This window comes from Paenibacillus sp. CF095 (assembly GCF_900101225.1).
Classification (GTDB): domain Bacteria; phylum Bacillota; class Bacilli; order Paenibacillales; family Paenibacillaceae; genus Paenibacillus.
The window spans coordinates 230,063-246,138 of record NZ_FMZN01000003.1; the positions used below are offsets into that span (position 1 = coordinate 230,063).

A 16,076-nucleotide genomic window follows, 5' to 3' on the forward strand; every position below is an offset into this window, starting at 1 on the left:
GGTAGATTTGGACAATTTATTAGGTTTCTCAATTATGGAGAAGCGAGCAAATGAGCCTGAAATAAAGCTGGAGAGTGTATCGAAGAAGAGCATTGCTATTATCGGGATGTCTACCCGGTTTCCTCAGGCGGATAGTGCGAATGCTTTCTGGGAGAATTTAGCTAGTGGTAAGGATGCCATTCGCGAATTTCCAATATCTAGACGTAAAGATACGGATCCCTTTTTACGAGGTAAAGGACTGAGTTATGAAAATATTTCATACATAAAAGGGGCATTCCTCGAAGGGATTGATCTTTTTGATTACCGTTTTTTCGGTCTATCTCACCGGGAAGCATCTTTAATGGATCCATGTCAAAGACTGTTTTTGCAAGCGGCATGGCAAGCAATTGAGGATTCAGGATATGGTGGAAATGCTCTCACCGGTTCAAATACTGGAGTTTATCTCGGATTTAGTAATGATTTTGACACCGAGACAAACTATAAGCGCTACATTGCAGAATTGGAACCTGAATCAATGTCACTTGCAGTTACGGGAAATATGAAAGCAATCATTGGCAGCCGACTATCTTACCTACTTGACTTGCGTGGGCCGAACATTATAGTAGACACGACCTGTTCTTCTTCACTTGTGGCGATCCACTCTGCTTCTAAAGCAATTCGAAGTGGAGAGTGTGATATGGCCATTGCCGGAGGGATTGAACTACATCTACTCCCAGTGAAAGTTTCTGACCGAGAGAGAATGGGGATTGAATCCTCCGATTATAAAACAAGATCATTTGATGATAGCTCGGATGGTGCTGGAAACGGAGAGGGCGTAGGTGTAGTTGTCCTCAAATCGCTAGACCGTGCAATTCGAGATGGAGACTCCATTTATGCCGTTATAAAGGGAAGCGCGGTCAATCAGGATGGAAGCTCAATTGGGCTAACTGCGCCAAACGCATCTGCACAGGAACAAGTTATTTTGCGTGCCTGGCAAGATTCAGGTATTGATCCTTCTAAAATTTCTTATATTGAAGCTCATGGTTCGGGTACGACTTTAGGTGACCCAATCGAAGCAGAAGGACTGACAAGAGCCTTTCTACACCATACAGAGCGTAAACAGTTTTGTGGAATCGGTTCAGTTAAAACAAGCTTAGGTCATCTAGGAAGCTGTGCAGGCATTGCAGGTTTGATTAAAACTACACTAGCTTTGTATCATCAAAAACTTCCTCCATCCCTTCATTTTATGAGGCCGAACCGCAAAATAAACTTTAAAAGTTCACCACTTTATGTTGTCGATGAATTGAAGGATTGGGTAGAAAATGAAGATTCAATTAGATTCTCTGGGGTCAGTTCATTCGGTTTAAGCGGTACAAATTGTCACATTGTTCTTGAAGAGAGGCCACAAGAAAATGTGAGAAATGGGAAGTATACTTCTACAGGAAATGAAATGATACTTCCTATTTCTGCTGAAAGTAAATGGTCACTTGAGTGTTTAATTAAAGAATATGATAAGTGGTTGGCAGAGACTCATGATATCGATTTACTGAATTTATGCTACACAGCCTCATTGGGACGTGGGCATCATAGTTATCGTTTGGCAATTACCTTTTCGAATCATCATGATTTAAGAAATACTATTCAACAATTAGCGGAGCTAGGTATTGAAGAGGCAGATATATCTAATGTGGCATATTCTGAGTTTAATGGGAAGAGGAATCAGGGATTAGATTTTGAAGAAACAGTGCAAATGTCACATCTAGTTGATTCAATTCATAACGAGAGCGAAATGATGGATCTAACAGAGCTTGCTCGTGCTTATGTTAAAGGGAAAGATGTACTTTGGGATCGTATTTATCCGGAAGGAAGACGTATACGAATTCCGGTGTATCCGTTTGAACAGACCAGATGCTGGTTGAACATTCCGGCGCAGGATCTATATTTCCATTCAATATCATGGAGATCATTCCCAAAAGAATCTCTTGATATGAACACTTCTATAAATGGTACTATTCTGTTAATGAAAGACAAATATCGGCGAGCAGATCTGTATAGACAAACTTTAGTCCGTGATGGTTTACGAGTGATAGAAGTGAACTTCGGTGTTAAATTTGAAAAAGTGAGTGAGACCTCATATGTATTGAGCCATAGTCAGGAAGATTATGATCAATTGTTAGATGAACTAAAGATCGAGAAAGTTACTCACGTCGTTCATATGTCGTCTCTGTCGTTCGGACATACAATATCTTCATTAGAAGAAATGGACGAGTCACAAAATCGGGGAGTACTCAGTCTATTTTATTTAACCAAGGCACTACTTCGAAAAAAATGGAAACACAAAGTTCAGTTATTATTGTTAGGATACAACGTTAATGAAGTGACAAAACGCGAGGAATCTTTGTTTCCTGAACCGGCCTCACTTATGGGATTAGGAAAAGTAATATCGCATGAATATCCAAATCTCGTGTGTCGATACCTAGACATTGATGTGAGTACAAGTGATCAGGATATAACAAATGTATTAGTTAACGAAGAGTTACCATATATTCTGGCAAGCCGAGAGGGACAGTTTTATACAGAAATGCTCGGACCACTTAATTCTCAAGAACATGGTCAGGAACAAATTGCTTTTAAAAATGAAGGTGCGTACTTGATTACAGGTGGAACAGGTGGAATGGCAATTGAAATTGCCAAATTTATGTCTTCAAAACATAATTTAAACTTGGTTTTTGTTAGCCGTTCTTCGTTCCCTAATCGGGATTTATGGGAAAAGAAATTGGATCAGAATATTCCCAAAAAATTAAGAGAAAGTATACTCAATCTACTTGAAATCGAAAATAACGGATCAAAAATTATGTTTTATAGCGCAGACGTTGCTAATGAAGAACAAATGTCCAGTGTAATTGCTGATATAAAACAAAAATTCGGCCGAATAAACGGAATTGTTCACTGTGCTGGGGTTGCTGGGAACGGCTTCATTATCAATAAAAAAGAAACGGTATTTAATGAGGTACTGACTCCTAAAATTCGCGGAACTTGGATACTCGATCGTTTAACAATAGATGATCCACCTGATTTTCTTCTACTATTCTCATCAATTTCGACCTTGATGGCAGCTGTAGGCCAAGGGGATTATACCGCAGCTAATGCTTATCTGAACGCGTTCGCTCAAGCTAGAACGAAGCAGGGAAGGCGTACGCTAAGTATAAATTGGGCGATGTGGAAAGAAACGGGTATGGCAATTGATTATAATGTACAGAACGATTCTTACTTCCGAGAGTTATACACGGTAGAGGCACTACTTGCGTTTGATAACATTATTCATACAAAAGCGTCAAACGTGGTTGTTGGTGAGCTTAAACACGAAGAGATGGTTGAGGTAATGACTAATGATCGTTTTGATTATCTTTCTCCTAAACTTCAAAATATGATTGCTGTCAGTGTTGGGAGTAACATAGAGGCGAAAGAGAGCGATTTTATTAAGGTAGCAAAGGTAACTGAAGTTCAATTAAAAGGTAAACAGAGCTTTAGTACTATTGAGGAGAAGGTAGCTTTCATTTGGTCTGATCTAATGGGATTAGAATCGGTTAGTGTTCATGACAATTTTTATGATATTGGTGGGAATTCTATCTTGGCAACACACTTACTTCGTGCTCTAGATGAGGCTTATCCAACTTTACTTGACATAACTGATATCTTTTCATATCCGACTATATCTTTAATGTCAGAATACATTGAAAGCCGGTTAACCGGTGAGATCTGCGTGGAAACCAAGGATGATTCTTTGGATGAGTTACTGGATCGGCTATCAGAAGGGGAACTCTCGATTGAAGAGGCGAATCAACTAATGAAATCGGTAGGTGAAGATCAATGGAAAAAGTAACAAATTATATCTTGCAACAGGTTGCTACCAATCATTTACCTAAAGAGGAAGCAAAGGTGCTTCTCAAAGATCTTCATCAAGAAAATCAGAATACGGATATCATTTCAAAAGATATTGCGATCATAGGCATGGCTTGTAAGCTACCAGGAGCAGAAAACCTTGAAGAGTACTGGAATAATTTGGTTCTTGGCGTTAGAACGATGGGAGACTTTTCTTTCAATCGCAGGCGAGATACGGATCCATTTATCCCCCCAGATGTTCAATATCGTAAAGGAGGCTATCTGAATCAGGTTGATCGATTTGATGCTCCCTTTTTTCGCATTTCACGACGTGAAGCGGAGACAATGGACCCTATGCAAAGGCTTTTTCTAGAAACAGCATGGGAAGCAATGGAGGATTCAGGTATAGGTAGTGAAAGACTAAGTGGCACTAAAACAGCTGTTTATGTGGGTCAAGAAACAAATTACAATAATGAATATCGTAAACTCCTCGCTGAAGAAGATGAGTTATCAATGACCGGATCGCATACCGGAATAATATCAAGTCGTATCCAGTATTTACTTAATTTGAAAGGTCCGAGTTTAGTTCTAGATACGGCTTGTTCTTCATCTCTTGTAGCTCTTCATTTAGCATGTCAGGGGTTACGTAATAATGAATTCGAACATGCATTAGTAGGTGGGATATCCGCTTTCTTCTTCCCTGCAGGACAAGGACTAGTAATGGAGTCAGGAGAAGCAGAAATTCGAGCATTTGACAGCAATGCTAAAGGTACCTGTTGGTCAGAAGGTTTCGGTGTAGTTATGTTGAAGCCACTAGATAAAGCACTAAGAGATCATGATCACATACACGGAATTATTAAAGGAAGTGCCATGAACAATGATGGTACTTCTAATGGTATAACAGCTCCAAATGCAGATTCCCAAGCAGAAGTGCTAACATCTGCTTGGGAAGCATCGGGAATTCCACCGGAGTCTATTTCCTATATTGAGGCCCACGGAACAGGTACACCTCTCGGTGATCCTATCGAAATTAAGGGTTTGACTAAGGCGTTCAGTCGGTATACCAATAAACGCCAGTTTTGTGGTATTGGATCAGTCAAAACGAATATTGGCCATGCGGTTGCTACTTCAGGGATTGCATCTTTGATTAAAGTTGTATTAGCAATGAAGCACAAGAAGTTGCCAAAAACCCTTTCTTTTGAGGCACCTAATACGTATATCAATTTTGCAGAGTCCCCTGTTTACGTGAATGATCGTTTACGAGAGTGGGAAACAGACGGCACACCAAGGCGCTCAGGGGTGTCGGCTTTCGGCTTTAGTGGAACAAACGTGCATGTGGTTCTTGAAGAGGCTCCGATTCAAAAGTCGTCTATTCCTAGAGGCGGGTCCGAACTATTCATGATCTCTGCTCGAACTGAAACAGCACTCCGAAAGCTGTTGAGAAATTATACTCATTATTTACGTGATCATCCGAATGTATCTCTTACTGATCTTTGCTATACGGTTAATACGGGACGTAGACATTATCCCATTCGTCTAGCGTTTCTAGTGGAAACGGCAGAAGAGCTACTTCATAAATTATGGTTAGCATCGATCAACGAACTTAATGACATCCCAACTCAAATACCGTATAGCTATTATGGTTCTCATAAGTTGATTTTTCATATGAAAGAGAAAAAAGACGGAGAACTCACAGAGAATGATATTCTGCGTCTGAGTGAAGGTATAAATGGGGATCTGGAAGAGTTGGTCTCTTCAGGTATATCCAAAGATTCAGGTGAACAGATTGCACTAGCGTATATCTCTGGCGCGAGAATAGAGTGGAATGTACTCTACAAACAGACGGTTTTCTATTCTTTACCATTACCAACTTATCCGTTTGACAAACTTCGTTATTGGGCGAATGGTGAGCATTTGCTTTCACAAAAAATGGACAAGATAAAAATTTTAAACACGCCTTTGCTCGACCGATATATGGGACGAGTAAATAATGAGAGTATTTATGAAACCGATTTCAACATAGAAAGACATTGGGAGTTAAGAGAGCATGTCATCGATCGTAAAGCAGTGCTTCCAGGTACAGCTTATGTGGAGATGGCATTAGAGGCTAGCAAACATTATTTGGGTGTACCAGCAGGAGGAGTTGAAGAAGTTCAATTCCTGTTCCCTTTTGTTGTTGATGAGGGTGAAACCAAAATGTTACGCACTACATTGTTTGAAGAAGATCGAAGATTACTTTTTACGATTAGTAGTAGGGCTATAGCAAATACCAGTGATGAAGATTGGTCCGTGCATGCTATGGGCGAGTTAATCACAACTTCTGAAATGAAGCAAACTTTATATGATCTTGGTGAGATCGCATTAAGATGTTCAGAAGTGGTGCGACTGAATGATGCACCTATTCTTCCTTTAAATGAACGCTCAATTGATTTCGGACCACGCTTTCAAAATATTGTGAGCTTGCGCACGGGGAAACAAGAGGCTTTGGTGGAACTAGAACTACCAGATGAGTTCTCAAAAGAAATAGAGGATTATCAAATTCATCCAGCACTATTAGACAAAGCAACTGGTGCGGTATCTGACCTTCTTGCTGGAGAAGGTGATTTGTACCTTGCATTTACTTATAGTCGATTACGCATTTTTAAACATTTACCGAAGTCTATAATTTCTTATGTACGTAAATTAGAGACGAATTCTCGAGAGCTTTTAATCTATGAGGTAAAAATACTGGATAAGCAAGGAAATCTCCTAGCTGAGATCGAGAAGTTTACGGTTAAAAGACTCAATGGAAAATCTCAGAGTCTATTAGACCCAAACGAACAGGCTCCTTTATTCCATGAAATTGGTTGGAAAGAAGTTGAACATCCAAATCCGAAAACAGATTTGAATCAAGAGAAAATCTGTATTCTGAGAGGACGATCTTCGAGTGAGAATGAGCTCGTTGAGCGGCTGCGGTCAGAAGGGTGTTTGGTACTCGAAGTAGAAGTATCAGATCAGTTTATTCAACACAATGATTCCTATTATACGGTCAGTGGGTCAGAAGAAGATTATCTACAATTATTCATGGAGACCCGGAACATGTCATTCTCTAAAATCGTGCACCTGTGTACTTTGCGTCAATCTCAAGTGACAACTTATGACGAAATTCACTTACGTGAACAGCATGGGGTATATGATTTATTCCGAATCACTCGAGCTCTTGAGAAGAGCAGACGGCCAGAAATAAATGAAATCGTTTTAGTTTCGGATAACGCCTGGGAAGTTACCTCTCAAGAAACCATGATTCAACCTATAAATGCGGCATTGTTTGGGCTTGGCAGAGTAGTGGTCTCAGAATATCCAGGATGGAATTGTCGAGCTATCGATTTCGATGAAACAGCTGGTGCTAATGAGCTGTTGCTGGAATTGAGTGCAGGAGAATATCCTTATGCGGTAGCCTATAGAGATGGAAAACGATATGTAGAAGAGATTTCTCCGTGCTCTCAGGAATCTGATCTACAGGAAGTCGAGTTAAAAGAGAATGGCGTTTATGTAATCTCTGGTGGAACTGGCGGGATAGGATTAGAAGTTGCAAGATGGCTAGCCGTCCGTCAAAAGATAAAACTTGTGCTGCTACACCGTTCTCCATTTCCGGATCAATCTCAATGGCCTACCATACTGGAAAACAGCGCAGATGAGAAAATGTCTTACAAGCTGCGACTGCTACAAGATATTGAGAATATAGGCTCGCAAGTTTTATTAGTCCGAGCGGATGTAGAAAAGCAGGAAAATCTGCGGCTCGCACTTCAAGAGATTCGTACCCTTTACGGACCGATTCGAGGCGTCATTCACAGTGCAGGTGTTGCTGGAGATGGCTTTCTTATTCGAAAGGAAGAGTCTTCCTTCCGTGAAGTTTTTGATCCTAAAGTCAAAGGGACATTGTTGCTCGATGATTTGACGAGGGAAGATAAACTTGATTTCTTTGTTATGTTTTCTTCTGTGACAGCTTTCTTAGCTGGTCCTGGGCAAGGAGATTATACTGCAGCTAACGCATTCCTTGATTCATTTGCAGCTTATCGTGAAAAACAAGGAAGTGGCCGGACTCTTACGATTAATTGGCCTTCTTGGAAAGAAATTGGGATGGCGGTCGATTACGGAGTCAATCATGACGGGGTCTTTAAATCAATAACAACCAAGGAGGCGTTGGCTGGTTTTGGTACAGCCCTGCAATCTCCTACTAATCGAGTCATTATTGGTGAGCTAAATTATGATTTAATTCAAGATAATGGACAAGGTCCTATGTTAATGTCAGACGAGATTACTATGAGGCTGAAGCGACAAGGGTTAAAAAGGAACCATAGTCTAAAAACCGATTCAAAAGATAAAAAACTGAGGTTTATTACACTCGAAGGTAGAACGTCCAGTAATTATAGTGAAACTGAAAATCAACTTGCTGCGGTTTGGGGCAAAGTACTCGGAGTTGAACGTATTAATATCCAAGACAATTTTTACAGTCTAGGAGGCGATTCAATTCTTGCGATTCAGATCGTTAGTACTATAGCCGAGCATATGAACGAAAAAATCAGCATTACTGACTTGCTGGAGCATGACACTATAGATACGCTTGCTAATTACATGAATACGCTGCCTTCGTATAAAGCGAAGGATCTATCAGCAAAGATAATATCGCCAGTTAAAGAGGAAGCTCTTCTTTCTGATGATCAAAGTCTGGATGTTCCGGTAGATGTTCCAGAACAAGAGTCTATTGATTTGTCTACGTATGAAAAAGTGCAAGAATTATCTTGGAGACAGTTGAATTGCTATGATAGAGGATTTGCGATTCAATTCGGTAACGAATACTCTGATTTGATTCCATATTTTAAATTATTTATGGGTATGAAGCGTGGCTATAATCTTGCATCACAGGGCTATCCTTATTCTCTAAGAAAAGAGTCTCATATTTTTGGTTATGAAACGGATTATCAACTACTTGAAAAGTTCGGCTTCTACATTAAGCAAACACCTGTGAATCATATTTCAAAGATCCATGAAACGATCCGCAGTTTATTAATTCAAAAGAAGCCCGTTATGGTTGGCTTTGATGAGTTCTACTCATTTTATACGCCCTTCTATTTAAAAGAACACACTAGTCATTTGACTGTTATTACCGGATATGATGAAAAATCAAAGAACTACTCTATTATTAACCATAATCATTTACAAACAAAGCCTAGTTCTTTGATATCCTACGGGCCATTTAGAGCTCCATACTCTACCTTGGAAGAGATTTATAGCGGTCTTCCAACGTCTTCAAGAGTATTGATTACCTTAGAGCGAAATCTCGATTCAACTATAAGTGTGGAATCAATTAGGCAAGAGCTTCAGGTTTTGCTTAAGACATTGTTGGAAGAAGAACAGGTGGGTAGTGAAATCGAATTAATGACAAATTGGAATAGAATAGATGCAGACACCGAAGAGGAGAAAATCAGAGAACTCTACATCTTGCTAGGGGGTAAGGAACTATTCCTAACTTCTTTAACCAATGATTTCTTACAAGGAACCGAACAACATCTAGAGACCAAAGAAGCTTCTGAAACTATAATAGACGCTTCAGCAAACTTCGTATCAAAATTTGTTTCTCGAATTTTCCGAAAACAGGAGATTGACTATAAAGAGATAGATGCGTTTAGCATGAATGTACGAAAGAAAACAAGTGAGCTACTATCTATTGCCCTTGAGCAATTAACTTAGCTAGTTTTAACTAACTTAGAATATCAAAAGAATAGGCTTGGAGGATAATTTAAATGTATATATTGGGGATTACAGGTCCACTTGGACATGATGCAGCTGCATGTTTAATGAAAGAAGGAAGTATTGTTGCAATGGTTGAAGAGGAGAGATTGTCACGTATACCTCACTCGCCTGGGGGTCAGATGCCTTTTCTAGCAATCGAGTATTGTTTACAACAGGAAGGAATAGGCTTAGATGAAGTGGATTATATCGTTTTAAGTTGGGATAAATCGCTTATTCCCTCAACTAAAGTACAATTTCCTGACTATTTTGACAATCCTTCAAACTTGTTTCCAAAAAATAAAATTCCATATACCAAGTTGCCGAAGATTGAGGTTGTGGATCATCATTTGGCTCATGCAGCAAGTACCTATTACTTCTCTCCATTTACAGAGGCCGGTGTACTAGTTGTGGATGGTGCCGGAGAAGACTGTAGTACAACACTTTATCATGGGAAAGATGGACACTTAAAAAAGCTTGAATCTATCCATCATAATGAGTCGTTAGGTGGGTTTTATTCGACTGTTTCAGAATACTTAGGGTTTTCTTGGGATGACGCTGGTAAAACTATGGGATTAGCCTCGTTCGGTGAGGCAGTCTATGATTTCTCACGTATTTCTATAGATCCTGAAAAAGGTTATAGGATGAAAATTGATCCATCATTGCATATTACGCAAGTTGAGAATATATGGAAACGTGATTTTCTTCGTCTTGGTCTAAAACCAAATATTGGAGTACGTGAGTACAATTCAGTTACTCACAGAACTACTGAACATCTTAATTTCGATATTACTCATTGGAATCTAGCTGCTTCCGCACAGCAAAAACTTGAAGAGTGTTATTTAAATCTTGCAAAAGTGCTTGTAGAACGCACAGGCTCACGTAATATATGCCTTGCTGGTGGTGTAGCTCTAAACTGCGTAGCCAATGGTAAGCTTAAGCGTTCCGGTTATATCGATGATTTGTTTATTCAGCCTGCGGCCAACGATGCTGGAGCAGCAATCGGTGCAGCAGCAGAAGTTTCGGCTCGTTTGGGTTTCACAATAAATAGGCTTTCTCATAACTATTTTGGTCCTTCATTTAATAATGATCAGATTCGCCAAACTCTTGACCATCTTGGGTTGAAGTACCAACTAGTTAACGACTCGACTGAGCTTGCAAGCGAATATCTTGCTAGAGGTCTATCGGTTGGTTGGTTCCAAGGGCGCTCTGAATTCGGTCCTAGAGCTTTAGGGAATCGCAGCATGTTGGCTAATCCATCCGTTCCTAACATTCAAGATCATATGAACCTTAATGTAAAGTTCAGAGAGAGCTTTAGACCATTTGGCCCTTCTGTACTAGAGGAGAATGCATATGACTGGTTTGAACAAATGAACCCTTCTAGATTCATGTTACAATCGATGAACGTTAAGAAGGAGAAACGGCCTAATATTGAAGGTATTGTACATGTTGATGGATCCTCAAGACCGCAGACAGTGACGAAAGAGGTCAACCCGCTCTATCATCAGCTAATTAAAGAGTTTAAGAATAAAACCGGGATTCCAATGGTACTGAACACGTCATTTAATCTACGAGGTGAACCGATGGTAAGTTCTCCATATGATGCTGTTCGCACTTTCTTGACAAGTGGGCTTGATAAATTATTTATGGAGGATATTGTATTGAGCAAATCTGGTGTTTAGCACATCAACTCAATTCAAGTCTGAAAATTTAGGAGGAAATGTGCATGTCGATGAACATTAAACCTTTTCAAACTACTATACTTGAAGATTTAAAAAGAATTGAGAACCATACCCGAGAGGTATATCCAGATTATCCTGTATGGGCCAACTGGGTTTACTTGAATAATCCGGAACTAAAAGATGACAATATTTTTGTATCGTACTCTAATGGTGAAATAACCGGTTACGGCCATGTCCTGCCCCGATTGGCTTTAAACAATGACCCTATTGAACTGCCACACACTATTTATTTTGATATGAACGTCTCTCTGAAAATTCAGGATCCACGAGAGACATATGAAGCCTTATTTAATGCGCTTCGTATAAGAGGTCAACAATTGTTAAATCAGTATCCTCTGCGTAATGCTGAATGGTGTATTCAGCATTACAGAACACTAGACCGACAACTGGATTTTGTGAAAAGTAAGGGATTCTACCGTGTTGAGGGATACTGGTTGCTGGAGAAGAGTCTGGAAGATGTATCCCAAAATCATGAGTTGTCGGATTTTAATATAATTCAGTGGGATATTGATTCATTGGAGGAGCAGGATTTGTTTCTCAAACTAGAGAAAGAGGCTTTCCCTGAAGAAACGCCAACCTTAGATAAATTGAGTGCGTTAAAAGCTTTACCATCATGGAGAACCTACGCTGCAAAAAATTTAAATAACAATGTGGTTGGACTGATTATGGTGCATTATGATCCAGGAAAAGAAAAAGGCTATATCGATGACATCTTTACTTTACAAGAATATCAGGGCAAAGGGGTTGCTCGTGCATTATTAACTCAGGGGCTTCAATACTTATCTGATATCGGTGCTAGTGCAGCTCAACTTCATGTGGCTGACTCTAATGAAAGAGCCATGCGCTTATATAAGCGAGCCGAATTTAAAGATGTTCAGGAACAAATCGAGTTTAGAATGACTTTTCAGTAGTCCAATTAAGGAGGAACAAGATGAAGGCATCTGAAAAGATAAATAGAGACGGAGTAGAAGATATTATCGGATTAAGTCCTCCACAAGAAGGGCTATTGTATGATTATCTATCTGATTCTGGAAGTTATTGTGAGCAAATTTCATTTCACTTAAATGGCAATACAGATTTTGAGGTAATAAAAAAAACTTGGGATATTCTCGTGGAGGGTAACCAACCTTTACGTACTGTATTTCGCTGGGAAGGCATTGAGGTTCCGGTACAAATCATACTAAAGAAAAAGGAACTTCAATTGAATCAATATGACCTTAAAAATATGTCAGAACGCCAATTGATACAGACACTTGAGCATCATCGTTTAGACGAGCGGTTGCACATAAACCTCCAGAATAGCCCATTTCGAATCTTACTTTGTCGTTTACCCAACAATGAAGTAGAAATGACTCTTACTTACCATCATATTATTCTGGATGGTTGGAGTACGAGTCTTCTCTTGAAGGAATTTGTTACGATCTATCAATCGGTTTTGACTGGAAAAGCATCTGTTCTTGAACCAAAGACCTCCTATAAAACTTTTGTTAGTTGGTATCAGAAGCAATCGAGTAAGGAGCAGAACGCATATTGGGAATCCGTATTATCGGAATTTGAATGGATGACAATTATCCCCCGGGAGAAACGCGAGAGAGCTTCAAGAGTCCAATCAAATAAGTTTGAAGAAATAGACCAGGGTTCAGTTCGTAGAAAGATTTCGGACTCAGATTTTCTCTCGCTTAAGAAGACTGCACAACATTTGCAAACAACGTTATCTACTTTATTCTATGCTGCATGGGCTGTGCTACTTCAACGTTATGGTAATGTGCAGGACGTTGTTTTTGGAACAACAGTATCCGGACGCAAGGCTAATATTGCGGGAATTGATCGGATGACTGGATTATTTAGTAATACGATACCGTTGCGTGTGAAGAGCGTCATGGGAGATCGTATAAAAGAAGTTGTGTCTTACATTGATGAGAGTCTAAAGGGGCGCGAAGCATTCGAGAGCACTCCTTTAGCAGATATCATTTCGGCCAGCAGAAAACCTGTGGGTAACTTGTTATTTGACACGATTGTAGTTATTGAAAACTATCCCTTAGACAATGTTGTTAGCCAACAATATACTATGCGTCTTGATTCCACATACAAAAAATTAACTTTTCCAATGGCACTTATTGTATATCCGTTTAACGGGTTAGAACTAGAATTACAGTTTGATTCCATAGAATTTGATCAGTCGACTGTTGAATCTGTATTAGATCATTATATCTTAACGCTCATAGAGTTTACCTATCCTGAAAACTCAGTAGATGAAATCGACTGGCTATCAGAAAAAGAGAAATCAAAATTAATAAGCCATCAAGGGAAAGTAAATCATGAGATATCATCTTCAAAAACTGTATATGAGTTATTTGAAAAACAAGTAGTGAGGACGCCAGACCAGATTGCAGTCTTGTATGGAGAACGTTCAATTACGTATCGTGATCTCAATGATCGGGCGAATCAACTTGCCAATAAACTTATTAGCAAAGGAGTTACGACTGATCAACCTGTTGCAGTCATGGTGGAGAGATCGTTTGAGATGATGATCGGGCTACTTGGTATTTTAAAGGCAGGCGGCGCATATGTTCCAATTGATCCTACTTATCCAGAGGAGCGGATTACCTATCTATTAAATGACAGTCAGACACGGATACTTCTGACCGATGGTCGTAATCAAATAACTTACTCAGGAGAAGTGGTTGATCTAACTGATCCTAACCTATATCAAGGGACAGATTCTCTTCTGAAAGCAAGAAGTGGACCTACAGATTTGACATATATAATTTATACATCAGGCTCAACTGGCAATCCAAAAGGTGTTATGATTGAACATCGTTCAGTGATTAACCGACTTCAGTGGATGCAAAAGCGTTACTTGCTAAGTGAAAAAGATGTTGTTCTACAGAAAACATCTATCAGTTTTGATGTGTCAGTTTGGGAACTATTCTGGTGGGGAATAGCAGGAGCATCCGTTGCTTTTCTAAAGCAAGGAGAGGAGAAAGATCCGGCTGCGATTGTTCAAGCTATTAAACAGTACGGTGTCACGGTCATGCATTTTGTCCCATCCATGCTTCAATTATTTCTAGAGTACTTAGAACAACACGAAGTGAGCGAAGAAATTCGCTCACTTCGTGTTGTGTTTTCTAGTGGAGAACCTTTACGAATTCAACAGGCACAGGTATTTTCCAAAGTTCTTCCATGGGTACAATTAGTTAATCTATATGGGCCAACTGAGGCTACAGTAGATGTTTCATATCACGAATTTAAGTATAAGAATAACTCCTCTCGCATTCCTATAGGTAGACCGATAGACAATACGAATTTATATGTAATGGATTCTCTTTTACGGGAACAGCCAGTAGGGGTTCCAGGTGAATTATATATCGGTGGAATTGCCGTTGCACGAGGATATTGGATGCAACCAGAGCTAACTTCGGCAAGGTTTATAAAACATCCTACCAACACTCAAGAACGAATTTACCGAACAGGTGATTTGGTGCTGCGATTGCCTAATGGAGAGATTGATTACCTGAGGAGAATAGATAATCAGCTTAAAATACGTGGTTATCGTATTGAGCCAGGAGAGATTGAACATGTACTAATTGAGCATCCTTCAGTGCGACATGCATTAGTTACTGTAAAGCAGGTTGGCGGTCAACCGTGTTTATGTGCGTATATAATACTGGATTCCACTGAAACAGATTTATCCGAAATAAAGGTATTTGCATCAAAGTATTTACCTTCTTATATGCTTCCAACTTTTTTAGTCCCGCTGAAAGAATTACCTTTGACATCTAATCAAAAAGTAGACTTAAGCATGTTGCCAGAACCAACAATTCAAAGGGACGAGGACCTTGTTACCCCCCAGAGCGAGATGGAGAAGCAGTTAATTAAGTTGTGGAGCGATGTTTTAAAAATTAATAGCAATGAGATAAGTATACTTGACCATTTCTTTGATATAGGTGGGAACTCTATTTTGTTGATGCGCCTTCTAGCGAAAGTACAAAAACAGATTTCAAGTTCCGCTTTAATTACTGATTTATTTGCAAATCCAACAATAAGAGAGATGGCTCTACTTCTTTCTGAACGTACAAATTCGTTATCACATAGGACAACAAATGGTTTTATGTTTGAAGCAGTTCTAACGGGACAAGGAAGAAGACAGCGAGTATCTAAAGGGTTTGAAATGTCGTTTGCAGGTGAATTACTCTCTTCACTTAAGGGTATTGCGACTCTTGAGCGGATGGAAGTAGATGTTATCTTGCTTGCTATGTTCCTATATCAACTTTCAGAAGCAACTTCTTCTGAATTAGATTTTGATACGATATTCAAAATGAGTAATGAGTTTGTGCCGATACAAATGAGAGTAGATGACATTGATTCCTTCTCAACACTGTTTTTAGATACGAAAGTAGCTCTTAGTGGAAAAGGATATCCTTTAGAGAAGCAAGTTACTAAGAATGAGAACTTGCAAGAAACTGTTCGTATGTTAATAGGTAAGAAGGAAAAGTACACGCAGTCACTAAATCCATTAGAGTTATATGATGTCATTCTATTTTTCGTCGATGGAAATGGGAAAGATATTAGTTTAACTATAGAATTCAATGCATCCTACATTAGGGATGAACGTCTGGAACGGCTCTTAGAAGAATATCTTCATTCAGTACAACAGCTTGTGGAATATTATAGAATGAACACGGTCTAAAGGAATAATTCCCC

At 39.4% G+C, this 16,076-nt stretch carries 5 protein-coding genes; all 5 read left to right on the top strand.

Going from position 1 to position 16,076, the window contains the following annotated elements; all coding sequences use genetic code 11:
* Nucleotides 1-7 precede the first annotated feature (7 nt).
* Genes BLS69_RS23390 through BLS69_RS23410 form a run of 5 tightly spaced genes read left to right on the top strand, consistent with a single transcriptional unit; the run spans nt 8 to nt 16,062 of the window.
* Nucleotides 8-3,862, top strand: coding sequence for a type I polyketide synthase (locus BLS69_RS23390; RefSeq protein WP_091036972.1), 3,855 nt, complete (start codon nt 8-10; stop codon nt 3,860-3,862).
* Nucleotides 3,850-9,591, top strand: coding sequence for an SDR family NAD(P)-dependent oxidoreductase (locus BLS69_RS23395; RefSeq protein WP_091036974.1), 5,742 nt, complete (start codon nt 3,850-3,852; stop codon nt 9,589-9,591). The genes BLS69_RS23390 and BLS69_RS23395 overlap by 13 nt, the downstream gene beginning before the upstream one ends.
* A gap of 53 nt (nt 9,592-9,644) precedes the next feature.
* Entirely contained in the window at nt 9,645-11,312 is a 1,668-nt protein-coding gene (locus BLS69_RS23400; protein ID WP_091036977.1) for a carbamoyltransferase family protein, read from the top strand.
* 44 nt (nt 11,313-11,356) lie between these two features.
* Nucleotides 11,357-12,283, top strand: a complete 927-nt coding sequence (locus BLS69_RS23405; protein ID WP_176872969.1) for a GNAT family N-acetyltransferase — start codon at nt 11,357-11,359, stop codon at nt 12,281-12,283.
* Between the two features lie 20 nt (nt 12,284-12,303).
* Nucleotides 12,304-16,062, top strand: coding sequence for a non-ribosomal peptide synthetase (locus BLS69_RS23410; protein WP_091036983.1), 3,759 nt, complete (start codon nt 12,304-12,306; stop codon nt 16,060-16,062).
* The last annotated feature ends 14 nt before the right edge of the window (nt 16,063-16,076 follow it).

Coding starts and splice junctions, on each gene's coding strand:
- BLS69_RS23405 (WP_176872969.1), top strand. CDS start 11,357: ATGTCGATGAACATTAAACCTTTTCAAACTACTATACTTGAAGATTTA.
- BLS69_RS23395 (WP_091036974.1), top strand. CDS start 3,850: ATGGAAAAAGTAACAAATTATATCTTGCAACAGGTTGCTACCAATCAT.
- BLS69_RS23400 (WP_091036977.1), top strand. CDS start 9,645: ATGTATATATTGGGGATTACAGGTCCACTTGGACATGATGCAGCTGCA.
- BLS69_RS23410 (WP_091036983.1), top strand. CDS start 12,304: ATGAAGGCATCTGAAAAGATAAATAGAGACGGAGTAGAAGATATTATC.